Source organism: Anaerosporobacter faecicola, assembly GCF_012070565.1.
Classification (GTDB): domain Bacteria; phylum Bacillota; class Clostridia; order Lachnospirales; family Lachnospiraceae; genus Anaerosporobacter; species Anaerosporobacter faecicola.
The window spans coordinates 176,212-202,314 of the sequence record NZ_JAAQRO010000008.1 but is presented as its reverse complement, the minus strand read 5'-3'; the positions used below and the strand labels follow the sequence as shown (position 1 = coordinate 202,314).

The window sequence follows — 26,103 nt, the reverse complement described above, 5'->3', positions numbered from 1 at the left end:
CATGTACATTCCATACGGACATCAATCAATAGATAATGAAGATATACAAGCTGTTGTAGAAACCCTTAAATCAGATTTCTTAACAACGGGGCCTAAGGTAGCTGAGTTTGAGAAAGTCGTAGCATCTTATGTTGGTGCTAAATATGCCGTAGCAGTATCGAATGGTACAGCAGCATTACACGCAGCTTGTTATGCGGCTGGAATTGGAAAAGGTGATGAGGTAATTACAACTCCAATTACTTTTGCTGCTTCAGCCAATTGTGCACTTTACTGTGGTGCAAAACCTGTATTTGCAGATATAGATGCAGATACCTATAATATTGATCCTGAAGATATTGAAAGAAAAATTACTAAACGTACAAAAGCAATTATTGCTGTACACTTCACAGGACAACCATGTGATATGGATATGATCCATAAGATAGCTAGAAATCATAATTTAGTTGTTATTGAAGATGGAGCACATGCACTTGGAGCTGACTATAAAGGTAAAAAGATTGGAAGCTTATCAGATATGACAACGTTTAGTTTTCATCCAGTTAAACATATTACAACGGGTGAAGGTGGTATGGTTGTTACAAATAATAAGGAGTTATATAATAGATTAATTTTGTTTAGATCACATGGAATAACTCGTGATGCTACACTACTTTCGCATAATGAGGGACCTTGGTATTATGAACAATTAGATTTGGGATATAATTATAGAATTACAGATATTCAATGTTCACTTGGTATATCTCAAATGAAAAAACTTGATAAATTTTTGTTAAGGAGAAGAGAGGTTGCGAAAAGATATGATAATGCATTCGCCGATAATAAGAATATAAAAATACCATATCAACTAAAGGAATGCAATAATAGTTATCATCTTTATACTATTCAAGTTCTTAACTATGACAGACGACAAGTATTTGATAAATTACGTAGTATAGGCATTGGAGTTAATGTTCATTACATTCCAATATACAAATTTCCGTATTATAGAGATAATGGATATAAAGATATTATATGTAACAATGCAGAGAATTATTATGAACATTGTATTAGTATACCAATTTTTTATGGATTAACAGATAAAGAGCAAGAATTTGTTATAGATAATATTAATGATCTTTGTAGATAGTAACATGTTAGTTACAGAGAAAGTCTTCTGAGATGCTATAGGGACGGAAAAAGAAGTAACAGGCTGACGGCTTTGAACATTGACAAAGATGTTTTTCTACTACTTGTAGGATTAATATGAATCTATTAATTTTATTGCAATAATTGCCGATAATAATATAGAATGTTAATTCAAGGATGAATGCATAGTATAATGGAAAATTTAATCAATACTATATTATAGAAGCAGGATAATTCTTTGAATTATCCTGCTTCTTACGTGAGATGGGAGGAAATGAATGTCACAATTAAAAACTACAATAAACGAAAAGCTGCAGCAGCAGGATTTAGAGGGGATTGAGGATTTTATTCTGGAGTATGAGAAAGAAGCACCAGATGATCTTGAGTTAGTATCAATTAAAGTTACGTATTTTCTGCAAATAGGAGATATGGAAGAAGCACTAAATTGGGCACGAATTGGTGTTAGAAGAAATCCATTTAATACAGAGGCAAATTATAATCTTGCTGTTGTATATGAAATAAAGAGTGATATTTATCATGCTTGTGAATATTATACGAAAGTATTGTTTTTAGCAAGAAATGAAAATAACCGTGAAGTACTAGATTTGAATATAGAAGCAAAACTTGGAGAATTAACCAATAGGTATATAGATATATCAAAAACCAAAAAAAATAAAAAAGAGATCAATCGGTTTATTCAAGAAATTAAAGAGGTAAAAGAGAATAGTAAAAATGGTTTTGGTATTATGTCGAATCCATTTCAGAGTTATGAAACAAACATTGGTAAAATATTTAAAGACTATGATGGTAAGGAAGCGTATGTAGGATATTATGATAGAATGACGAATTATTTCCGAAAATCAGATAATATGATTGAGGAAAAAGGAGAAATTCGCCCGATTATTGCTAGTGGTGATAAGATGCAGGTGAATGATGGCTGTGAGAGAATTATTCCGATTCTTTCTCAAACGAATAATAAATTGAAATTCCAAGAAGATAAGCAGGAATTTATCTTAAATATTAAGAATCCAAATCATTTTTCTTATTATCGTGTAAAACCAAATACAAAAATATATTCAGAAGCGCCAATCATAATAGGGAAACCAATTCCAACTACATATGACGAGAATAAGAAAAAAATTGTTTTATCATTATTCATTGATGGTCTTTCGCAGGTTGTCATTAATGAAGAGGGATTTGAGAATTTGATGCCAAATACATATCGATTTTTTAGCAAAGGGACAATATGTAATAATGCGTATAGTGCATCTGAATGGACATATCCTTCATTAGCAACATATGTTACAGGGTTAGATACAACACACCATATGATCATGCATAATCAATTACATGCGGCATTACCATTCGATGTTACTTTGTTATCGGAATATTTATCTGAAGCTGGTTATCAAACTGCCAAAATTGATGGAGATTGGAGATCAACGTCAAACTATGGGTATTTACGAGGTATGGACCGTATTATTTATCAGCACCAATGGAAAGGTATGAGAACAGACGAAGTAGTTAGTGCTGCCCTCGATCATATGAAATTGATGAATGAGACAAATCATTATATGTGGATAGGAATAGGAGACTTACATGATATTGCTGATGAAGTTGAATTACAAGCTTCCGTAGAAGCAAAATTATCCATAGCAGATCGGGTGATAGAACATGGTACAACATCTGCAAAACAACCTTACAGCAAAAATAAGAGAACCGCTTATATTCAACAAGCGAAGGTAATTGATGAATATTTATATTTGATTTATAAATATTTAGAAGATCACTATACAGATGAAGAGTTTGTTGTCTCATTATTTGCTGATCATGGGCAAGGATATTTGGTAAAACCAGATGAATTCTTCCTGTCTCCTGAAAGAACGAAAGTGGCATTCATGTTTAGAGGAAAGGGTATTAATCAAAAGATATGTAAGGAGTTAATATCGACAGCGGACTATAGTACTATTATGTGTAAATTATTAGATATTCAAATGAAGGGTGAATACATAGATGGTAAATTGCCAGTAGAATTTGGTGGTGAAAACGAAAGAGAATATGTGATTAGTGAATCCATTCATCCCAAAGACCCTTATTATGCTAGTATATACTGGAAAGATTATATATGCAATTTTAAATCCGCCGCGTCTGTGGGTGAAGATGGAAGATTCCATTTACAAGCTGGATTTTCAGTAGAATTACTTGATTATAACCATAACAGACTAGATGATGAAGATAAAAAAAATAAGAATTTAGAAATTATTTTCACTCATATAGCAGGTAATCTAATATATGAATAAGGAAAATAACAAGAAAATGTAGTTTATGGGGAGGATAAAGGATGGAAGAACTATTGTTTACTGTTGGACCAGTCCAAATGTACGAAAATACGAAAAAGATTTCTGCACAACAGATTCCTTATTTTCGGACAAATGAATTTTCAAAAATTAATAATAGAATTGTTGAAAATCTAAAAAAATGTATGTTTACATCACAAGATTCTAAAGTTGCCTTATTAACAGCATCGGGTACTGCGGCAATGGAAGCAGCAGTTTGCAATATATTCAATAATAATGATAAATTACTTATTATTGTTGGTGGTGGTTTTGGCAGAAGATTTGTTGATATATGTAGAAAATATGAGTATAACATTGAGGTATTGGAACTTGAACAAGGAAAAGTACCTACTAGTGAACAATTAGAGCGCTATAAGGATCGAGGAATAACAGGTGTATTGGTCAATATTCATGAAACATCAACAGGTGTACTATATGATGGCAAGAGTTTGGGAAATTTTTGTCACGAAATTGGAGCAGTATTTGTAGTTGATGCAATAAGTAGTTTTTTAGCGGATGAATACAAAATGGATGAATGGAATATTGATGCGACAATAATAAGTTCACAAAAAGCATTGGCTCTCCATCCTGGTATGGCAGCAGTTATTGTGAATAACCAAACCTATAAAAAAATTATGTGTCAAACAACATCACATTATTATCTTGATTTAAAAGAATATTTTCGCAATATGGAACGTGGACAAACTCCATTTACTACTGCAGTAGGTATAACTCTTCAGCTAGATGATCGTCTTAAACAAATATGTAGTATTGGAATTGATCATGTCATCGAGTCAACTCGAGAATTGGCTGTAGATTTTAGAAAAAAAATTAGTGAATTACCGTTTTCTATACCATCAGAAAGTTTATCCAACGCAATGACTCCAATTAAATTGAACAATACAGAAAATGCATCCCGCATATTCGAATTGCTAAAAAAGGAATATGGAATAGTAGTTAATCCTTGTGGAGGAACAGTGAAAGAAAAGATGCTTCGAATTGGTCATATTGGTAATATAACTATAGGGGATAATGATAGATTAATACATGCATTTATTGATTTGCAGAATAGGGGGATATTGTGAAAGTACTTATAATGGCTGCAGGTAAAGGGACAAGAATAAGTCGCTATATAGAGGGGAAACCCAAATGTACGGTTAACATAGGGGATATTACATTAATTGAATATACAATACAAGAATTACATAAAAGGGGTATTTATGATATAGCTCTCGTTCTGGGTTACAAGGCACAGGTTTTAGAGGATTTATTAAATAAATACAAAGTCAAATTTTATTATAATTATTTTTATGATGTAACGAATAGTATTGCATCTGCATGGTTTGCTAGAGATTTTATTGATGATGATATTATTATGATGAATGCAGACGTTTTTTTAGAAACTCGTATAATTGATCTATTACTGGAAGAAAGTGAAAATCCTGTTATGATTGCGGATAGTAGCCGTAAGGAGGAGGCTGATTATAAGTTCAAATTTCTAGATGGAAAACTACTGAAATATGGGAAAAATCTTTGTGGAAACGACATTAGTGGAGAATATGTTGGAATTGCAAAGATGAAGAAAAGTTTTTTAGAGGATTTTAAAAATAGATTAGAAAAGTTAATTAAAGAGGGTAGCCACAATATGTGGTGGGAAGATGTAATCTATTCTTTTGTGCAAGAAAGAGAAATATATGTTAAGGATATTGTTGGAGATTTTTGGGCTGAAGTGGATTTCGTAGAGGATTATAAAAGAATATTAGAATATAGAGCAGATTGTAATACATAGAGCATTTTATTAGGGAATATATAACAGGTATATATAGAAAATATTTAAGTTTTAGCTGAGTGATAAATGATACATATGTAAAATACTTTGAATATCAAAATAAATCTATTGAATTTCCCTCTCACATCCGTTATAATCTATCTTACAAGTAATTATGTGTTTGAACATAGCCTTCTTTGGCAATAGTTAAGAAGGGATTTTTATAGCACAGAATGAAGTAAGTATAGTAAGATAAGTGAGGTGTCCATTACTTGGAAGAACAAAAATTATCGATGTTTCCATCAGGAATAACAGAACTAAAGAATAAAATCACAGAGAATATTCCATTTTTAAAAGAAAAAGAATCAGAATATGCTGATCGATATAAATTACAAAAGCAACATGATAAAGGAAAACTTCATGCCATTGAACGAATTGCATTGCTCTTGGATAAAGATACATTCCGTGAGATTGGTTCCAAAGTAACCAATCATACAACAGCGCTTGGATTAATGGAGAATACACTGCCTTATGACGGTGTAATTACGGGTTATGGCACGATCAAAGGTCAGAGAGTGTACATATATTCTCAGGATTTTACAGTAATGGGTGGTACACTAGGGAATGAACATGGAAAGAAAATTGCTCATGTGATCGAGATGGCAATTAAGAGCAAATGTCCGATCATTGGTATTAATGATTCCGGCGGTGCAAGAATTCAAGAAGGTGTGAATTCTCTTGCTGGTTATGGCGATATCTTCTACATGAATACATTAGCATCTGGATACATCCCTCAGATTTCTATTATTGCGGGACCATGTGCAGGAGGAGCTGTATATTCTCCTGGTATTACGGATTTTATCTTTACCATTGATGATGTCAGTAATATGTTCGTAACGGGGCCAAAGGTAATCAAGAGTGTTACCAATGAAACGGTTACTGCAGATGAACTAGGAAGTGCAAAAGTACATTCTACCACAAGTGGAGTGGCACATTTTCGATATCAATCAGAAGAAAGCTGTTATGAAGGTGTAAGAAAATTGATTGAAATGATACCACAGTATTACGGAGATCGACATACATTTCGTCAAGAAAACTATAGTAGCAAGAGTCAAAAAGGCTTAGAATCAATCTTACCAGAACGAATGAGCCAAAGCTATGATATGCGCCAGGTTATTGAGGAAATGTTTGATAAAGATAGTTTTATAGAAGTGCAGTCAGAGTTTGCACAAAATATTGTTGTAGGCTTTGCAAAATTAAGTAACATAACAGTGGGAGTGGTAGGAAATCAGCCAAATTATGTTGCGGGTGTGCTTGATTGTGACGCCAGTGACAAAGCAGCACGGTTTATCCGTTTCTGTGATTCGTATAATATTCCGATCATTACCTTGGTGGATGTTCCAGGATTTATGCCAGGTGTAAATCAGGAGATGAAGGGAATTATAAGACATGGGGCAAAATTACTCTATGCATATTCGGAAGCAAGTACCATTAAACTAACAGTTGTCTTAAGAAAAGCCTATGGTGGAGCGTATATCGCGATGTGTAGCAAACATCTCCATGCAGATTATGTGTATGCATGGCCATCAGCTGAAATTGCTGTTATGGGTGCAGAAGGAGCAGTAGAGATCATTCATAGCAAAGAAATGAAGAGTCTACCAAAAGGACAAGTTGGTCAGTTTATTAATGAAAAGGCGGCAGAGTACCGTGATTCTTGTATGAATGGAGAAATTGCGGCGCAATATGGCTATGTAGATGAAGTGATTGAACCAACACAAACAAGAGAACGATTATTCTCGGATCTGATCATGTTACGTGGTAAAAGCGAATTAATTAATGTTCGAAAGAAGCATGGAAATATTCCGTTGTAAAGTAACAAAAAGGGGCTGTTTTTGTACCGACCCCCAAAAGTTAGACCAAAATGATATGTACCCCCTTTACTGGACAACACCAGTAAAGGGGGTTTTTACATGAAATATGATTATGCTTTTAAATTAAATGCAGTAGAAATGTATCGTTCTGGTCAGTGGATTAATACACCAGATGGTATCGGGCAAAAAAGCTTTAGGAAAAGGATTGTACAGTGGTCAAAAATTGCAGATATCTATGGTCTTGAATCACTTAGACATCCTACGATTTGTAAGGAACGTACTGCGGAATACAGATACGAATTGGTTGCGCGTGTGTTGGCAGGAGAATCTCAAAAAAGTGTTGCTATTAGTGCTGGTATTGATTCAGGACTATTGTCAAAATGGGTTCAAATATATAAAATAAATGGGTATGAAGGATTAAACCTTAAGAAAGGTCGACGTAGTAAAAAGGATATACCTATGAAAAAAGAATTTAAGCCCACTGAGTTAACTCTATCAGAGAGAGAAGAATTAATTAGATTAAGAGCTGAAACAGAATATTTAAAAACTGAAAATGAAGCAATAAAAAAATTAATCGCCTTGAGACACGAAAGAGAGGCTGCGCTACTCAAGGCGAAAAAGCAGCTATCATCAAAGACCTCAGAGAAAAGGGATATCAATTAAAGCATCTACTTAAATCGGTGGGTATTGCTAAATCAACCTACTATTTTGAAATTAGTAAAGATGATGCTGTTGCTTTAAGAAATGAAGAACTATTGAAAGAAATCAAAAATATTTTTGAAGAGAATAAGCGCAGATACGAAGTCAGACGAGTATACAGAGAACTATGCAACAGAGGTTACGAAGTAAATCATAAGCGAGTTCAACGATTCATGCACGAAGCTGGTCTACTTGGCAAACGTCCTAAAGAAAAGTATCATTCCTATAAGGGAGAGGTTGGTCGGATTGCGAACAACATCATAGATAGACACTTTGAAGCTTCGAAACCATTAGAGAAATGGACTACTGATGTATCACAATTTAACTTTTCATGGGGAAAGTGCTATCTATCACCAATACATGATATGGCAACAAATGAAATAGTATCCTATGATCTTGCTTTAAGTCCCAATATGGAACAAGTAAAGCGAATGTTAGATTCTGCTTTTATGAAGTTTCCTAATGTTACAGGATTACTGTTTCATTCAGACTATGCCGAAGAATAAACTATACCGAAGTTATTTATAAAGTCTGATAGATACTGTTTATTCAATAATTCTTCAGCATAGTATTTATATCTGTTCCAATAAAGTACTGAATTTATTAAAACGTTTTATTACAACCTAATAGTTTTTTTATTTAATTAAGCGTAAAGATTCACTTTTTATAGTAAAATTGCTCCACAACCATATGAAGTATAACCAACATTAATGCTAGCTCAAAATATCATCTTAAATTGGAAGCTAATTTATCATTGAAATACTATACGGAAAAATTGGTATAGTATTACGCCTGTACGCTGTTACACATAAAACTTCGGTATAGTATTTTTTTCGGCATAGTCTGTATTATACCGAATTCATGATAGCACAGATCAAGGCTGGCAATATCAGCACACTTACTATCAAGAGCGCTTAAAAGAACATGGCATTATACAATCTATGTCTAGAAAGGGTAACTGCTACGATAATTGTATAATGGAGACATTCTTTGGAAGATTAAAAAATGAGATGTATTATGGTTACGAAAAAGACTATTCTTCTTTTGAAGAATTCTCAAAAGCTATTGAAGAATATATAGATTACTATAATAACAAAAGAATTCAGGCAAAAACAAAATGGATGCCTCCTGTAGAATACAGGAAAGCATCCATGATCTCCGCCTAGTTTATAAATATGTGTCCAGGATTCTGGGTACATATCAAAATCTAACGATTGGGAGGTCGGTATTTTTATGGCAAAATACAGTTTTGAACAAAAGAAAAAATTTGTTATGGCATATCTTTATGGTGAGGGTGGTACGAATGCGCTTGTCAAAAAGTATGGTTATTCAACTCATTCTCAACTCCAACGGTGGATAGTTTCTTATCAAAACTATGGTGATGATGGATTGAAGCGTTCTCGACAGAAAGATAAATACTCTTTTAATCAGAAGCTTCATGTGGTAGAGTTATATCTATCAAGTGAGGTCTCATATCAAGAATTAGCACTTAAAGAAGGTATAGCAAATCCAAATCTGATTACCGGTTGGGTTAATCGCTTTCGGATTGCTGGTCCTGATGCTTTGAGACCTCATAAGAAAGGTCGGAAGAAAACTTTGGATAAGCCTAAGATATATATTAAATCTCAAGAAATAGAAGAAAAAACTGTTGATACCAGTGCAGAGCATGTAAAGGAATTTTTGAGGTCACATCATTTAGCAGCCTCTTTTTGTTACTTCCTTTCATCTAATGAAAATGGTATAATATTAGTGTACAAAATGTGTGAGTAATACGTAGAAGCACAAGTTTATAAGATTATGAAACATTAATTTTAGAAATGTTATTAAAAATATGGCAAAATAAAAATTTATACTAGAGTTTAGATCGGAGGAAACCAATGATTACAATTACAGCATGTATGATCGTCAAGAATGAGGAAGCAATTCTAGCACGTTGTCTTGACAGCATTCAGAAGTTGGTGGATGAAATTGTGATAGTGGATACAGGTTCAACAGACCGGACGAAAGACATAGCGAAGAGATATACCACAAAGATCTATGATTTTCCTTGGATTAATGATTTTGCTGCTGCAAGGAATTTTTCATTCTCGAAAGCAACTATGGACTATATCTATGTGGCAGATGCCGATGAAGAGATAGATGAAGAAAATCAACAAAAATTCTTATATTTAAAAGAAGCGATGCTACCTGAAATTGAAATCGTTCAGATGTATTATACAAATCAGTTGCAGTATGGAACTACTTACAACTATGATAAGGAATACAGACCAAAACTGTATAAACGATTACGAGAATTTACCTGGCAGGATCCCATTCATGAAACAGTAAATATTGAGCCAGTGATTTACGATAGCGATATAGAAATAATGCATAAACCGGTTACCTCTCATGCCAAACGTGATTTTCATAATTTTTATCACGTATTGGAAAAGGGAGATCGATTATCTAGCAAGTTGGTCCATATGTTCGCGAAGGAATTATTCATTGCAGGAAATGAGGAAGACTTTTTAGAAGCAGGGCAATATTTTTTAGAATTGCAAAAGGATACTTCAAGAACAGCAGAAGAAATTGGATATATTCAATGTGTTCTTACCAAATACGCTCGTTTACAAGAGGATCTATCCTTACTGATGAAAGTAACTTTGAAGAATATTGCTTCGAAAGCCAGTTCGGAAGTATGCTATGAATTAGGAGAATACTATTATAGGAAAGAAGAGTTTGAGGAAGCGTTGATCTGGTATTATAATGCAGCATATGAAACGGAGTGTCAGCTGAATATTCATTATGCAGGTGATTATCCACTCCATCGATTAGCTGATTGCTATCAAGCAATGGGAAATGAAGAACAGAGAATCGCATACAAAGAATTGGCGGCAGCTTGGAAAGTTCCTGATGAAGGAATGATAGAAAGGAGTTAAGGACTATGATCTACCTTATTATTGCAATTGCAATATTTACAACAGAATTGGTTATAAAAAATAAGATTGAAAAGACCAAGAAGATGAATGAAGAGGAAGAAATCCTTGACGGTAAGATCATTGTAACGAGATACCATAACAAGGGAGCGATGTTGAATTTTCTGGAAAAGAATACACAGATCGTCATCTTTATCTCTGGACTATTACTTGGTAGTCTATTATTTTTATTTGGAATGCTTATACCAAAAAAAGATAATAAGGTACTGAAATTCGCATTAGCGTTATTGATTGGAGGTGCCTCAAGTAACGTATATGACCGGATACGAAGAGGATATGTTGTCGACTACTTTTCCTTTCATTGGTTGAAAGACGTTGTGTTCAACATAGCGGATTTATTTGTAATGGTGGGAAGTGTACTAGTTGGAATTTGCCTATTTTTTAAAAAGAAATAACTATAAGAAATAACTATAAGAAATAACTATTTATGAAAAACCATCCTGTGACCTATGAAAGCAAAGTATTCATAGGTCATTTTATATGGGCTTTATCCTGTTGCGTTCATCGGAGTTACCCAATCGAAGAAATGGAGATGTTCGAAAAGCAATGCATAGCATTGGATTGAGGATGTAACAAAGGAAGAGGTTATGCTATAAACGATGATTCAACTCCTCATATCAGAAATAAGTATATCTAGATATCTGAATTTCCTATAAACCAAAACACCTGTGATTTCTTGACTTTAACGCTCTAATTCCTTACAATAACACAATATAATACGAAGATAAGACAAGGAGGAATGAAAGGATGAATCCATTCCTAGAGCAAATAGAGAAAGAACCAATAATTGTAGATGGGGCAATGGGAACTTATTATGCAAGAAAGAAACAGGAGACCAATACAATTGCAGAATGGGCAAATATGGAGGATCCCAATAGTATTGTTGCCATTCATAAGGAATATCTTGAGGCAGGAGCAACGTTGATCCGTACCAATACATTTGCAGCGAATACCGTTGTAATGGAGATTGATGAAGAAAAACAAAAGCAGTTGATACGAGAAGGTTATCGTTTGGCAAAAAGAGCAGTAGAAGAATATGAACAGCAGCAGGAACGAGCTGTTTACATAGCAGCAGATCTCGGACCAATACCTACCCATGGTGAGACCACCAAGGAAGAGGTACAGGAGGAATATATTCGAATCTGTGAAACCTTTCTTAAAGAAGGGGCGGAGATCTTTTTATTTGAGACATTTAGTGAAATCGAGGTTCTTCGTGAAGTGGTTTCCTATGTTAAGAAAAGAAAACCAGAGGTATGTATTATAACGAATTTCTGTATTAATAAGAATGGTTATACGATGGCGGGAATTTCTGGTGAAAAACTGTTAAGAGAGGTTGAACAGATTGAGGAAATCGATATCTGTGGGTTTAATTGTGGTATTGGTTCTGGACATATGGTTCAGTTTTTACAGAATATAACCTTTCCACCAAATAAGAAAATAGCCGCATTACCGAATGCGGGGTATCCAGAGCAGATGTATAGCCGAATGGTATTTGGTACGAACATTAAGTATTTTGCAGAGAAGTTAGAGGAAATGCGAGAGATGGGAGTCTCTCTCATAGGAGGCTGTTGTGGGACGACACCAGCCTATATTCGGGCATTTGCTGAGTTGCATAAGCCGGGAAATGAAGAAACTTTGAATCAAGGATCTCCAAGCAAAGTTCCATTAAATCAAATAGAACAAAGGAAAGTAACACCAAGCAAAGGCCGATCAAATCAAATAGAACAAGGCAAAGTAACACCAAGCAGAGGCCTATCAAATCAAATAGAACAAAGTAAAGTAACACCAAGTAAAGGTCTATTAAATCAAGCAGAACAAAGTAAAATACAAACAAGCAAAGTTCCATCAAACCAAATAGAACCAAGCAAAATACAAACAAGCAAACCAGATTACCAGCAACAACGAAACCAGCGAATCCAATCACAGAAAACCTTCTTGGATCGATTACAGTCTGGGAAAAAAATGATTGCAGTGGAGCTTGATCCGCCATATGATCACCAAGATGAAAAGTTGATGGAATGTGTGGAAGCAATTAAGAAAACATCAGCAGATATTGTTACCATAGCGGACTCCCCAATGGGAAGAAGTCGGGTAGATTCGGTATTAATGAGTTTGAAGATTACTTCCCAATATGGAATTCCAGTTATGCCACATGTTTGTTGCAGAGACAAGAATATGATTTCAATGCGATCCACCTTATTAGGGGCATATTTGAATGGGATTCGTAATCTTCTTGTGGTAACAGGGGACCCGGTTCCAAGTGAGCAGCGTCTGTCAACAACTAGCGTATTTGACTATAATTCCATTCATTTGATGCAGTTTATCAAACAGATGAACGAGGAACATTTTAAAGAAGATCCAATCGTATATGGTGGGGCGTTAAATCCTGGATTAGGGCGAGTAGAAAAGATTGTAGAACGAATGGAGCGAAAGATTGCGGTAGGGGCACAGTATTTCCTTACACAGCCAGTCTATGATGAGGCTGCAATGAATAATCTAGAATATATTAAAGAACATGTGGATACGAAGATTCTTTGTGGGGTTATGCCTTTTGTCAGCTACCGCAATGCGAATTTTATTAAAAATGAATTTTCTGGTATTCATGTTCCAGAGGAGATTGTGGAACGCTATACACCAGAGATGACGAAAGAAGAAGCGGAAAATGTGGGTGCACAACTGGGGAAGGAACTGATTCAAAAATTAAGTCCTTACGCAGACGGATATTACTTCATGCTTCCATTTAACCGCGTATCCCTATTTGAAAAAATAGAACCATTTTTACAAACTCTTTGATGTAGTAAAGGAGGCAAGTGCGTTTCTATCTTGTGTGTGATATGATGATATTAGGGTCGTTATGTGACCCGTAAAACATTCGAAAGTAACCCGGGTAGGGTGAATATCCGAGTGGCACAAAACATTTAGAATAGCGTTGAACAGTTTGGAAAAGCTATTCTTAATACCAATATCACAATGGAAAAGAAAGACAAGGTAGAATAGAATGGATGTAAGTATTTTTGAAGTTGTAGGTCCTATTATGATCGGACCATCTAGTTCACATACAGCAGGAGCAGCAAAATTAGCGCGAATCGCAAGGAATATTGTAGATGAACCATTTAAAAAAGTTCGATTTGGTTTGCATGGTTCCTTTGCAATGACCTACAAAGGGCATGGAACGGACCGTGCTTTAGTTGCAGGGGCTCTTGGTTTATATGAAGATGATGAAGCTTTGGCAGAGTCCTTTGAACTGGCAAAGCAACAGGGACTTTCGTATGAATTCTATCCTATTCAATTGGAAAATGTACATGAGAATACAGTTAAGATGACATTTGTACTACTAGATGACAGGGAGTACGAGGTAATTGGTTCTTCCATTGGCGGAGGACAGATTTTGATTACTAGCATCAATGGATTCCATACCGAATTCACAGCACAGTATAGTACCATTATTATCAATCATTATGATAAGAAAGGAATTGTCAGTGAAGTATCTGCGATTCTAGCAAATAATCGAATCAATATCGCAACCATGCGGTTAAGTAGGAACGCCAGAGGAGAAGAAGCCTTTTGTATCATCGAGACCGATGATGTGATTCCGCTTCATGTGAAAGAATCAATTGAAGAATTAGAGAATATCTTACATGTACAACTGATTAATGTAACACCAGATTTATAGATAGGAGCGCATATGTATCATAATTTACAAGAATTGTTGGAACTAGCAACAAAAAACCAAGTTCCTTTGTGGAAAGTAATTTTGGAAAATGAAAAGAAATTATCGCAGATGAAGGATGAAGATGTATTCGAAAATCTGAGAAGACGATATAAAGTAATGGAAGCTTCTGCTCATAAGGCAGTTGATACGAAGCTTCATGTGAAAGGTAGTTTGATCAATGGACTAGCTTTTCAGCAAGATCAATATGGAAAGTCAAAAAAGACGTTAAGTGGTAAGCTATTAAATCATGTGATGGCATTAGCCTTATCCTCTAGTGAGGTTAATGTAGCCATGGGTAAGATCTGTGCGGCACCAACCGCAGGTTCCTGTGGAATCCTTCCTGCTGTATTGATCAGCGTGAAGGAAGAATGGAATCTCTCAGAACAAGAAGTTTTACAAGGCCTATTAACGGCTTCTGGAGTGGGTGCAATCGTTGTGAAGAATGCAACAGTAGCAGGTGCGGAAGGTGGTTGTCAGGCGGAATGTGGCGTGGCAGCAGCTATGGCAGCCGCAGCAGCGGTGGAAATGGTTGGCGGTGACGCGAAGATGGCACTGGATGCATTTTCTTTGGTATTAATCAACGTAATGGGGTTGGTATGTGATCCAATTGCAGGGTTGGTTCAAGTGCCATGTGCTCAGAGAAATGCTTCCCAAGCAGTTAATGCGATCATCTGTGCCGATATGGCACTTGCGGGTATGGAGTGTCTTGTTCCAGCAGATCAAGTAGTGGAAGCCATGTATCGAGTAGGAAAACAATTACCATGTGAATTAAAAGAAACTGCCCTAGGGGGATTGGCAGCAACACCAAAAGCAATGGAGATCAAAGAAACGATCTTCGGTTGATAAAACAGGGAGGAACAGTATGAATCAAGAGGAATTTCTATCGTTATGCCGCTCCAAAATCGTTCTATTAGATGGAGCAACAGGAAGCAATCTGCAAAAAGCAGGTATGCCAACAGGTGTTTGTCCAGAAGACTGGATCTTAAAAAATCCAGAGGCATTGGTGGGATTACAGAAGGAGTATGTTCTGGCAGGAACAGATATCCTCTATAGTCCAACATTTACAGCAAACCGTATTAAGTTGGAGGAATATGGATTAGAAGAAAATCTGGTTCAGATGAATACAGCTCTAGTTGCCTTATCCAAGCAGGCAATAAAACAGGCAAAGCAAGAAAATCCTTCGTTACAGGAAAAAAGTGTTTACGTAGCGGGTGATTTAACCATGACAGGGCAACAATTGTATCCGATTGGTACTTTGTTGTTTGAAGAATTGGTGGACGTTTATAAAGAGCAGATTCGATGCCTTGTGAAAGCAGGCGTTGACCTGATTGTGGTTGAAACCATGATGAGCTTACAGGAATGTCGTGCTGCCTTATTAGCTGCCAAGGAAACTTGTGACCTCCCTGTAATGGTAACGATGACATTTAATGAAGATGGTCATACCATGTATGGAACGGATGCAAGAACTGCCGTGACCGTTCTCCAAAATTTGGGTGCCGCAGCCATTGGTGTGAATTGCTCCACTGGTCCTGACCAGATGCGTGATGTGGTCATGACCATGAGGAACTATACAAGTGTGCCAATCATAGCAAAACCAAATGCGGGGCTTCCTGTTTTAGTAGAAGGAGAAACGGTATTCAATCTTGGGGCAGAAGAATTTGGTTTACAAGTTGCTGGTTTAGTAAAAGATGGTGCCATGATCGTGGGTGGTTGTTGTGGAACAACACCAGATCATATTCGAGAACTTGCGTTGCAAGTGGAAGAGATAACACCTGATTTAACTTGGAATCCAAAAGTTCGGGCTTTATCAACGGAACGGAAAACGGTAGAGATTGATCTAGACGGTAAATTCTTAATCGTAGGAGAACGAATCAATCCAACAGGAAAGAAAAAGTTACAGGAAGAATTACGTGCAGGAAAACTAGATTTGGTAACGGAAATGGCGCAAGAGCAGGAGGAAAATGGTGCCTCTATTCTTGATGTGAATATGGGAATGAACGGAATTGATGAAAAAGAGAGAATGATAGAAGTGGTGTATGAACTTTCTCAAGTGAGTAGTCTGCCGCTTTGTATTGACTCTAGCCATGTATCGGTTATTGAAGCTGCACTTCGAATCTATCCAGGACGTGCATTGATTAACTCCATCTCTTTGGAAAAGGAGAAATTCGAGAAGTTGATTCCACTTGCGAAGAAATATGGTGCAATGTTCATTCTACTTCCATTATCTGACAAAGGTTTACCGAAAGATATCGAAGAGAAGAAATCTATTATTCACACCATTACAGATGCAGCATATGCACAGGGATTAACGAAGGAAGATATTATTGTCGATGGTTTGGTGAACACCATTGGAGCCAATAAGAGAGCAGCCATAGAAACACTAGAAACCATTCGTTACTGTAAGAAGGAATTACAGTTAGCAACGATCGTTGGATTATCCAATATTTCCTTTGGACTTCCAGAGAGACAGTTTGTAAACAGTACATTCCTAGCATTAGCCATTCATGAAGGTTTGACGATGGCAATTGCGAACCCATCACAAGATCTACTAGTTAATACTGCCTTTGCTACAGACTTACTATGTAATAAGGAAGAGGCTGATCTACGATACATTACCCGTGTTACATCACGACCAATGACCATAACTAGTACGGCACAAGCAGGTGCGAATAAAGTGGGAGGTTCGCAGACAGCACAAACAGACCAGACTAAGGATCAGATAGCAAACGGTAGCACAAGCAGCGTATCATCTCCTATGATGAATAGTGTTTCAAGTGGTCTCATAAATGGAACCGATACGAATACTGGTAACAAAGATAAGCAAGCAGATGCACCTACTTCTATTATCTATACGGACGTAATCAAGGGGAATCGAAAAGGAATTATCGATCACGTTAAAGAAATGGTAACACAGGGAGAAAAACCAGCGAGTATCGTTGACCAGATGCTGATTCCAGCGATTAATGAAGTGGGAAGATTATTTGACAAACAGATCTACTTCCTTCCACAGTTGATTGGTAGTGCAGAAACGATGAAGATGGCAATTGACTATCTAGAACCATTGTTACAGAGTGAAAAATCCAGTCAGAAACTTGGTACAATCGTTATAGCAACGGTGCAAGGGGATATCCATGATATTGGTAAAAACCTGGTTGCCTTAATGTTGAAAAACTATGGATTTGAAGTGATTGATCTTGGAAAAGATGTACCATGTGAGAAGATCATTGAGACGGCAAAAGAGAAGGACGCAGATATCATTGCGTTATCCGCATTAATGACCACAACCATGTTAGAGATGAAGAAGGTGGTACAGGCAAACAAGAAAGCTGGACTTCGTGCAAAGGTCATCATTGGCGGTGCCGTAATTACCCAAAGTTATGCAGATGAGATTCATGCAGATGGCTATTCGACAGATGCACAGGATGCGGTTCGCGTGGTGAAACGGTTATTGGCAATTTCATGATCGAGCTTTTGTTCCTTGCTTTATCATATCATTGAAATATAAGAAAGAAATTGTTCAGATAAGGAATACATCTGCGTATGAATTTATGACATATATAAAGAGAATGTGAAAGCAGAGAAAGAAAAGAATAGAATAGATCAATGATTCATGTAGAGATAAATTATTGATAAATAAGGGTGATAGCGGAAAAACAAACAATCCGTTATCACCCTTTATTATTTACGCGAGCAACGAGCCAAAGTCCAAGTTTACTTGAGACCTTGTTACCCCAAATTACTTCGTCAATTCCAAGAATTGATCAATCTCATCCGAATAGCTTTGTAAGCTTTGTCTCCAGAAGTCCGGTTTTGTAAGATCAATACCAGCCATCTTTGCAACATCTTCTACGGAACTAACCGTAGTCGCTTTTAATAAAGCACGATATTTGGGTACGAATGCGCTGCCTTCTTTTTGGTACATTGCATAAAGACCACGAGCAAAAAGACCACCGAAAGCATATGGGAAGTTGTAGAAACTAACTTCTTCTGAGTAGTAATGGCTCTTGTTGACCCACATATATGGATGAAGGGTTGCTTCTTCTAGGGAATCGCCAAATGCTTGTTTTTGTGCATCGATCATGATCTTTTCAAGATCCGCACTGAATAAGAATTCGCTCTTCCGTTTTTCGAAAACAGCACTTTCGAATAAGAAACGGGAATAGATATCACAGATAATCTGTGTTGTATCTTGTAACTGACTTTCAATTAGGATAAGTTTATCTGTACCAGTAGCTTCGTTAATGGCTGCATTCATAATAACATTTTCATTGAAAGTGGATGCAGTTTCTGCAACTGGCATGGAGTAATCCATGTAGTTTAATACATGGTGATCTTGAATTTGTAAATTGTGGTAAGCATGACCAAGTTCATGGGCAAGCGTAACGACATCACTAAATGAACCATCAAAGTTCGTTAAGACACGGCTTTGCTTTACATAAGGAAGGCCGGCACAGAAAGCGCCACCAACTTTTCCTTTACGAGGGAAGAAATCAATCCAACTATTATCAAAGGCTTCTTCTACCATATCCGCCAAATCATCTGCAAAGTTACGGAAGTGTTTGATCAAATAAGCTTTTGCAGATTCAGGAGTGTACTCCTCATGGCTTTCACCAAGTGGAGCAAACAATTCATACCAAGGAAGTCCGTTTGCATATCCAAGAACAGTTGCTTTTCTCTTAAGATATTCATGGAATTTTGGCATGTATTCTTTCATTGCTGTCAACATGGCAGATAAGGTTTCCTTTTTCATACAAGCTTGATCAAGAGTCAATGCAAGAGGAGATTCATAGCCACGAAGCTCGCTTATGGTATTTACTTGTGATTTGATGTTGTTCAAGGAAAAACTAACCGCATCTTTGATCTTGTCATAGCAGGCGATTTCTGCTTCGTAAGCTTCTTTTCTTACGGCTTTATCTTTGCTGTAAGCTAAGTTACGGATTGCAGATAAGGTTGTTTTTTCACCTTTGTAGTCTACTTCTACTGTAGAAGTAAGATACTGTTGCATGGAACTCCAAGCAGAACCTGCGGAGAGATTTAGTTTTGCAATTACTTCCTCTACATCATCACTTAACATATGAGTAGCACGTTCTTTTAAACGATGGAATAAGAAGGTATATTCTTTTAAGGAATCATCGGAAGCAACAATTTCATCAAGGTCTGGTAGTGTTGCGATGTATTTATCTAATTTGGCAGAATCTTTGGAAGTAGCACTCATCTTAACTTGTAACTGGTTTAAGTAAGAGGAGGTTTCACTATCTGTCGTATTCGTTGATTCCCGAAGACTTGTATAATTGTAGAGCTTTATTAGGAGAAGATTAAATCTTTCCATGATAGCAATGTATTGTTTTACAGTTTCTTTGTTAGAAGCATTTCCAAGGCTTTCTGCTAAGTCATGAAATTCTACTGCTAACGTATCAAAATTCTTAAGATCCTGTTGATAAGCAGGATCATCATATCCTTTGTAAAGGACATCAAGTGACCATTCTGTATTCATAGCATATACCAAGGTTCATAATGAACGGAATCATTAGGAACCGCAGACACAAAGGGTGAAAGTTACGTGTCTGACTTAATCCTTTCTTTAAATTAGTACCCTTTCATCAAGATGCATAGACAAGTTAAACAATGCACTTGTATGTATCGGAAGTAACACTTCCTATCTCATTATAGCAAAGGAGTTTTTAATAGTAAATGCATTCAATTCCTATAATTATTATTGTCAGCTAATTCGTTGTGTGATACTATGATACAAGGGTAAAAATAGTATAAAGATAACATGACCTATTAAATATGTGAAAGTAATTCCATTAGGAAGGAAATCAATAATTTCGTATTACGAGAGCTATGGAATCCTATTTGTTAGGTAAAGAGAGGAATAAAGATGGACAAATTAAAATTGTCGGTTGATATTATTATACCAACGTATCATCCAAATGAGCAATTTTATGTATTATTGGATAAGTTACTGCATCAGACTGTACGTATAGCCAAGGAAGCGAAAGAACAAGACCAGATCAATCTGAATAAAATTTTCATTATGAATACAGAAGAGCAGTATTTTAATAAAGCGCGCTATGAAGAGGTATGTAGAGGTCTTGATTTGGTAGAAGTTCGTCATATAACAAGGACAGAGTTTGATCATGGTGGAACAAGAAACTATGCGGCAAGTTTGTCGAAAGCCGATATACTTATGTTCTTAACCCAGGATGCAATGCCACTTGACGAAAGACTGATTGAGAACCTGGTAAAACCTTTGAAAGAAGAACGGGTGGCGGTTACGTATGCCAGACAGCTTGCGAATGACCAGGCGGGTGAAATTGAACGATATACACGTACCTTTAATTATCCAGATGTAAATGTAAGAAAAGGAAAAGAAGATTTGGAACGGCTAGGAATCAAAACGTATTTCTGTTCCAATGTGTGTGCTGCGTATAAGAGAGAAGTTTATGAAAAGTTAGGTGGATTTGTTACACAGACAATTTTTAATGAAGATATGATCTTTGCATCGAAGGTGATTCAAAGCGGCTATCAAATTGAATATGCTTCTAATGCTTGTGTGATCCATTCACACAAATATACGTATCGACAGCAGTTCACTCGGAACTTTGACCTTGGGGTTTCTCAAAGACAATATCGAGAAATATTTGAGAATATTAAGTCAGAATCAGAGGGAATTGCCCTAGTAAAGAAAACGATGAAACATCTGATTAAGAAGAAAAAAGCATACCTGATCCCTGATCTGGTTCTACAAAGTGGATTTAAGTTCCTTGGTTACAAAGCAGGGCTGCGATATGAAAAATTATCCAAAAAGACTAGAAAACGGTTTAGTATGAATAAATCATATTGGGACAAGCAAGTGAATTAGGGGATATCCCACAAGGATATGGAATAGCAAAGAGAAAGGGTTAGGTACGGGAATGATAGAAATCATTATGGCAGCCTATAATGGCGAGAAGTATATCGGTGAACAGGTTGACTCTATTATGAAAAACACGTATACCGATATTAAAGTAACGGTTTATGATGATACAAAAGAAAAGGGAAATATCGAAGGAATGGAACATATTAGCGCAACCTTATTTGAAAAATATGGGGAACGTTTTCATTATATTAGAAATGAGAGCAACAAAGGTTGTGCTAAAAACTTTCTAGAAGGTTTAAGACAAAGTACAGAAGAGTATGTAATGTTCAGTGATCAGGATGATCACTGGAACCGAGATAAAATCCAACTTACACTGGAGAAGATGAAGAAGATGGAGGAAAGCTATGGGAAGGATACCCCTTTAGCTGTATTTACCGATGCAGCAGTGGTGGATGAGAATCTTTCGCTGCTCCATTTATCATTTCATCGATCCAATCATCTGAATACGGAAAAACTGGACTTGCCTCATTTGCTGATGGAAAATAAGCTAAATGGTTGTACAATGATGATGAATCGGGCTTTGTGCAAAAAGATTGAAGTGATTCCAGAGCATGCGAGAATGCATGATTGGTGGATTGCTCTAGTAGCTGCGACCTTTGGTAAAATTGGATATTTGGAAGAACCAACGATGCTATATCGCCAACATACAGGGAATGTAGTTGGTAATCAAGAATACGCTTCCTATATTAAAAAACGTCTTGCAAACCTGCAGCAACAAAAAGAAGCAATTGCATCTATAAGGGAGCAGGCATCAGAATTACTCCTAATTTATCATGATCAGATGACGGAGAAGCAAAGAGAGTGTGTTAAACGATTTGTGGAGCTAAATAAAAACAACTGGTTCTATCGTCGTTATGCCATATGTCGTTATGGATATCTGAAATCAGGATTACCAAGGAATCTTGGTTTATTCCTTATAATCTAGTTTTTTGAATAAGCAGGGCTTTAGAATATCAGGGGGATCGTTACATGACTAAGAAACAAAGAAAGAGATTGTTCTATAAATATATCATGATCTTCTTGCTTCTTTTATCAGCAACAGCAGGTTTTCTGCTTGCAGAAGCGAAGATTAAAGTATATGGAATGTTAGATGGATTAAATCGAGAAGACGGCGTAACACTTGCATCTGTGGATTTAGAAGATGTGAATCTGGTGGAAGATGATCGAATCATCAATATACTACTAGTGGGAAGTGATAAGAGAGCTTCCTGGACACAGACAGGTCGGTCGGATTCTGCGATGATTGCAACATTAGACTTAAAACATAAAAAATTAAAATTAACATCATTGATGCGTGATATGTATCTGACAATACCAGGATATGGAGAAAATCGTTTTAATGCGGCATATTCCTTTGGAGGAGTAAGCTTGATGTATGAAACGATTGCAACTAATTTTGGAATTCGATTAGATGGATATGCAGTAGTAGATTTCTCTGCATTTAAGAAGGTAATCAATACCATAGGTGGTGTTAAAATCACGCTAACGGATGAAGAATACCAATATCTAACGACTGCCTATAAGAAAGGTTCTGTGTTAAAATTAAAGCCGGGAATGAATGTGATGAATGGAACACAGGCATTGGCGTATACAAGAATTCGACAGGATGGGCAGGGGGACTTTGGAAGAACGGGACGACAACGAAAGGTTTTACAAGCGATCTTTACGGAGGCAAAATCCATGTCACTTACAGAACTGATTGATCTGGCAAATGAGATTATACCAAGTATATCTACGGATTTGACCAATGATCAGATTATGTCTTATATGGAATCTGTTCTTATGTTAGGTACCACAGAGATCCATCAATTCCGAATTCCAATAGATGACTCTTATACGCAGAGACGAATTAACAATATGGCTGTGTTGATACCAGATTTACAAACAAATGTAAATGCTTTGCAGGATTTTATATTTAATTAAGGCGAACTTTGCATTTAAATTTCGATTTTTTGTATGAAAGCTGCAAAGTACACAACTTAATTACCAAGAATATAGCAACCACCTACTCTGAGGTGAATTTTGAAGTGTCAAGTTTGAGTAATTCATATATATTTGGTTGAAATATAATGGAATTAATACACACCTATATGAGAAAATAAGGTGGCTATTGGCTATAAGAGATTTATAAATAGAGGAAACATATTAGAGGAAACATTGATACGAAACATAGATGGAGATAAGTAAATTGGAAAAATGGTTTCTAAAAAATAAAAAGGAAGATTTTACGAAGATTGCTCAGGATAATCATATTAGCGAGGTTTTGGCACGGTTACTTGTAAACCGTGGACTTACTTCCCAAAAAGAGATACAGGATTTCATTCATTCGAATACAGACTGCATGCATGATCCACATCTACTCAAAGATGTGGATTTCGCATGTGAACTGTTAGAAGAGAAGATTAACCAGAATGCCAGAATACGGATCGTTGGTGATTATGATGTGGATGGTGTTGTATCGACATACCTACTCTATACTGCCTTGCAGCGAGTGGGAGCTAATGTAGACTATGAGATTCCGGAACGTATGAAAGATGGGTACGGGATCAATATTAATATTATAAAAGCAGCGAAAGAAGACCAGGTTGATACGATCATCACCTGTGATAATGGAATTGCAGCAGTAGAACAGGTACGGTATGCAAAGGAAGAGAATATGACGGTGATCGTAACGGATCATCATGATATTCCATTTGTTGAGACGGAGAATGGAAGAGAAGAAGTGTTACCTCATGCAGATGCGGTGGTGAATCCCAAACAACAAGCATGTTCCTATCCATTCCCCAACATCTGCGGAGCAGTTGTTGCATATAAATTGATTGAAGTACTATATGAACGATTTGGTATTGAAAAAGTGGAAACCAAGAGATTGTTAGCTTATGCAGCAATTGCCACAGTGTGTGATGTAATGGATTTGGTGGATGAAAACCGTGCGATTGTTAAGTATGGGCTAGAGTTATTAAAGAATACAGAAAACCAAGGGTTGGAAGCATTAATGGAACTTCACCAAATCAATACATTTCGATTATCAGCATATCACCTTGGATTTATCATTGGTCCATGTCTCAATGCATCTGGACGGTTGGAAACAGCGAAGATTGGATTGGAATTACTGTTAGAGAAAAATCGGGAAGAAGCAAGGAGAAAGGCCGTAGCAATCAAAGAACTGAATGATAAGCGAAAAGATATGACAGCCAGAGGTGTTGAAGAAGCGATCGAGCAGATTGAAACAACTTCCTTAATAAAGGATAAGGTTTTGGTGGTTTATCTACCAGAATGTCATGAAAGTCTTGCAGGAATAATTGCGGGACGTATAAGAGAACGTTATCATAAACCGGCAATTGTGTTGACGAAAGCCTTAGAAGGGGTAAAGGGTTCTGCTAGATCCATTGAACAATATAACATGTTTGAAGAACTAACTACATGCAAACAATACTTAGATAAGTTTGGTGGTCATCCTATGGCAGCAGGGCTATCTCTTAAAGAGGAGAACATCGAACCATTACGGCAAGCTTTAAATGAAACGACGCAATTAACAGAAGAAGATCTGATTAATAAAGTTTCTATTGATGTATTGCTGCCACTTGGTTATGTGAAAGAAGATCTAGTGGAAGAATTGGAGTTATTAGAACCTTTTGGTAAGGGAAATGAAAAACCTGTATTTGCGGAAAGAAATTTGGTAGTGAAGAAGGCAGATATTCTTGGAAAGAATCGCAATACATTGAAATTAAAAGTAGAAAACCAATACGGAAAATGTATGGATGCCCTGTACTTTAATCAAATTGATCATTTTAATGAATATCTCAGTGAGAAATATGGCAATAATGAAGTAAATAAGATGTATCGGGGCGTGCCAAATTCTATACGTTTATCGGTAGTCTATTATCCAAATATTAACGAATACAATGGAATGAAGACACCACAAATCATTATTCAGGGAATACAATAGGATGAAAAATAGGAAAGCGGTCTATTGGGGTAAATGTTTTGGGTTGCCAATAGGGAACGGCAGTGCTATAATAATATATTGTTGAAAAAGAACGTGTTATGTAAAAAACGGAGGACATACATGAAAAAATTAGAGGATTATGTAGTAAGCATAAAGGACTTCCCAGAAGAGGGTATTATTTTTAGAGATGTAACAAGTGTATTGCAAGATCCAGACGGTCTTAAGTTAGCCATTGATTCAATTATGGAAGAATTAAAAGGTGTTGACTTCGATGTAGTGATTGGACCAGAGTCAAGAGGATTTATCTTTGGTGTTCCTGTTGCTTATAACTTGAACAAAGCATTTGTTCCTGTAAGAAAGAAAGGAAAATTACCTCGTGAAACGGTAGAGATGGAATACGATCTGGAATACGGTTCTGCTACAATTGAGCTACACAAAGATGCTATCAAACCAGGACAAAAAGTTGTTATTATCGATGACTTGATTGCAACTGGTGGTACGATTGAAGCGATTGTGAAATTAGTTGAGCAATTAGGTGGAGAAGTCGTACGTATTGCTTTCTTAATGGAATTAGAAGGTTTAGAAGGAAGAAAGAAATTAGCTGGTTATGATGTTGTATCAGTGATTAAGTACGAAGGAAAATAATTTTTTAGAAACAATTTCTAACAGTTGTTGGAATAAGATGAGCTATAAAGGCTTATCATAAGAAATAACTGGTAGGAATTGTTTTTTTTACAAAGAAGTAT

Annotated in this window: 21 protein-coding genes; 20 read left to right on the top strand and 1 reads right to left on the bottom strand. The window is 36.3% G+C overall.

Going from position 1 to position 26,103, the window contains the following annotated elements:
• Window position 1 precedes the first annotated feature (1 nt).
• The 15 genes from pseC to HBB17_RS04025 all read left to right on the top strand — a co-directional run bounded on the left by pseC (window position 2) and on the right by HBB17_RS04025 (window position 17,949).
• Window positions 2–1,126 (top strand): UDP-4-amino-4,6-dideoxy-N-acetyl-beta-L-altrosamine transaminase, encoded by a 1,125-nt coding sequence (gene pseC / locus HBB17_RS04095; protein WP_167955984.1) that lies wholly within the window; start codon window positions 2–4, stop codon window positions 1,124–1,126.
• 277 nt (window positions 1,127–1,403) lie between these two features.
• Window positions 1,404–3,425: a sulfatase-like hydrolase/transferase gene (locus tag HBB17_RS04090; protein WP_167955982.1), complete on the top strand. Its 2,022-nt coding sequence runs from the start codon at window positions 1,404–1,406 to the stop codon at window positions 3,423–3,425.
• Between the two features lie 41 nt (window positions 3,426–3,466).
• The gene (locus tag HBB17_RS04085; RefSeq protein ID WP_167955980.1) at window positions 3,467–4,546 is read left to right on the top strand and encodes a pyridoxal-phosphate-dependent aminotransferase family protein; all 1,080 of its coding nucleotides are present in this window, start codon (window positions 3,467–3,469) and stop codon (window positions 4,544–4,546) included.
• A complete protein-coding gene (locus HBB17_RS04080; RefSeq protein WP_167955978.1) occupies window positions 4,543–5,250 on the top strand; it encodes a phosphocholine cytidylyltransferase family protein in 708 nt (235 codons plus the stop codon). Before HBB17_RS04085 ends, HBB17_RS04080 begins: the two co-directional genes overlap by 4 nt.
• A 251-nt stretch (window positions 5,251–5,501) precedes the next feature.
• Window positions 5,502–7,100 (top strand): acyl-CoA carboxylase subunit beta, encoded by a 1,599-nt coding sequence (locus HBB17_RS04075; RefSeq protein ID WP_238483665.1) that lies wholly within the window; start codon window positions 5,502–5,504, stop codon window positions 7,098–7,100.
• A 99-nt stretch (window positions 7,101–7,199) separates the two neighbouring features.
• Entirely contained in the window at window positions 7,200–7,763 is a 564-nt protein-coding gene (locus tag HBB17_RS04070; protein WP_167955976.1) for a helix-turn-helix domain-containing protein, read from the top strand.
• Window positions 7,670–8,305, top strand: coding sequence for an IS3 family transposase (locus HBB17_RS04065; RefSeq protein WP_167956239.1), 636 nt, complete (start codon window positions 7,670–7,672; stop codon window positions 8,303–8,305). Before HBB17_RS04070 ends, HBB17_RS04065 begins: the two co-directional genes overlap by 94 nt.
• A 351-nt stretch (window positions 8,306–8,656) precedes the next feature.
• A complete protein-coding gene (locus tag HBB17_RS04060) occupies window positions 8,657–8,965 on the top strand; it encodes a transposase (protein WP_408609333.1) in 309 nt (102 codons plus the stop codon).
• A 67-nt stretch (window positions 8,966–9,032) separates the two neighbouring features.
• Complete coding sequence (locus tag HBB17_RS04055; protein ID WP_167955973.1) at window positions 9,033–9,569, top strand: helix-turn-helix domain-containing protein; 537 nt, start codon at window positions 9,033–9,035, stop codon at window positions 9,567–9,569.
• 107 nt (window positions 9,570–9,676) lie between these two features.
• Window positions 9,677–10,717, top strand: a complete 1,041-nt coding sequence (locus HBB17_RS04050; RefSeq protein ID WP_167955971.1) for a glycosyltransferase family 2 protein — start codon at window positions 9,677–9,679, stop codon at window positions 10,715–10,717.
• A 5-nt stretch (window positions 10,718–10,722) separates the two neighbouring features.
• Window positions 10,723–11,169 carry a signal peptidase II gene (gene lspA, locus HBB17_RS04045; RefSeq protein ID WP_167955969.1) on the top strand — a complete coding sequence of 149 codons (447 nt, stop codon included), beginning with the start codon at window positions 10,723–10,725 and terminating at the stop codon, window positions 11,167–11,169.
• Between the two features lie 352 nt (window positions 11,170–11,521).
• The gene (locus HBB17_RS04040) at window positions 11,522–13,567 is read left to right on the top strand and encodes a homocysteine S-methyltransferase family protein (protein WP_167955967.1); all 2,046 of its coding nucleotides are present in this window, start codon (window positions 11,522–11,524) and stop codon (window positions 13,565–13,567) included.
• 205 nt (window positions 13,568–13,772) lie between these two features.
• Window positions 13,773–14,447: an L-serine ammonia-lyase, iron-sulfur-dependent subunit beta gene (sdaAB, locus tag HBB17_RS04035; protein WP_167955965.1), complete on the top strand. Its 675-nt coding sequence runs from the start codon at window positions 13,773–13,775 to the stop codon at window positions 14,445–14,447.
• A 12-nt stretch (window positions 14,448–14,459) separates the two neighbouring features.
• Window positions 14,460–15,329, top strand: coding sequence for an L-serine ammonia-lyase, iron-sulfur-dependent, subunit alpha (sdaAA, locus tag HBB17_RS04030; RefSeq protein ID WP_167955963.1), 870 nt, complete (start codon window positions 14,460–14,462; stop codon window positions 15,327–15,329).
• Between the two features lie 19 nt (window positions 15,330–15,348).
• Window positions 15,349–17,949, top strand: coding sequence for a homocysteine S-methyltransferase family protein (locus tag HBB17_RS04025; RefSeq protein ID WP_167955961.1), 2,601 nt, complete (start codon window positions 15,349–15,351; stop codon window positions 17,947–17,949).
• A gap of 273 nt (window positions 17,950–18,222) precedes the next feature.
• On the opposite strand, the gene HBB17_RS04020 is transcribed toward HBB17_RS04025, so the two are convergent.
• A complete protein-coding gene (locus HBB17_RS04020; RefSeq protein ID WP_167955959.1) occupies window positions 18,223–19,980 on the bottom strand; it encodes a M3 family oligoendopeptidase in 1,758 nt (585 codons plus the stop codon).
• 387 nt (window positions 19,981–20,367) lie between these two features.
• Between HBB17_RS04020 and HBB17_RS04015 the strand changes: the two genes are divergently transcribed.
• The 5 genes from HBB17_RS04015 to HBB17_RS03995 all read left to right on the top strand — a co-directional run bounded on the left by HBB17_RS04015 (window position 20,368) and on the right by HBB17_RS03995 (window position 26,002).
• Complete coding sequence (locus HBB17_RS04015) at window positions 20,368–21,351, top strand: glycosyltransferase (protein WP_167955957.1); 984 nt, start codon at window positions 20,368–20,370, stop codon at window positions 21,349–21,351.
• 52 nt (window positions 21,352–21,403) lie between these two features.
• The gene (locus HBB17_RS04010; protein ID WP_167955955.1) at window positions 21,404–22,333 is read left to right on the top strand and encodes a glycosyltransferase family 2 protein; all 930 of its coding nucleotides are present in this window, start codon (window positions 21,404–21,406) and stop codon (window positions 22,331–22,333) included.
• A 44-nt stretch (window positions 22,334–22,377) separates the two neighbouring features.
• The gene (locus HBB17_RS04005; RefSeq protein WP_167955953.1) at window positions 22,378–23,331 is read left to right on the top strand and encodes an LCP family protein; all 954 of its coding nucleotides are present in this window, start codon (window positions 22,378–22,380) and stop codon (window positions 23,329–23,331) included.
• Between the two features lie 250 nt (window positions 23,332–23,581).
• Window positions 23,582–25,357, top strand: a complete 1,776-nt coding sequence (recJ, locus tag HBB17_RS04000) for a single-stranded-DNA-specific exonuclease RecJ (RefSeq protein ID WP_167955951.1) — start codon at window positions 23,582–23,584, stop codon at window positions 25,355–25,357.
• 120 nt (window positions 25,358–25,477) lie between these two features.
• Complete coding sequence (locus HBB17_RS03995) at window positions 25,478–26,002, top strand: adenine phosphoribosyltransferase (RefSeq protein WP_167955949.1); 525 nt, start codon at window positions 25,478–25,480, stop codon at window positions 26,000–26,002.
• Window positions 26,003–26,103 lie beyond the last annotated feature (101 nt).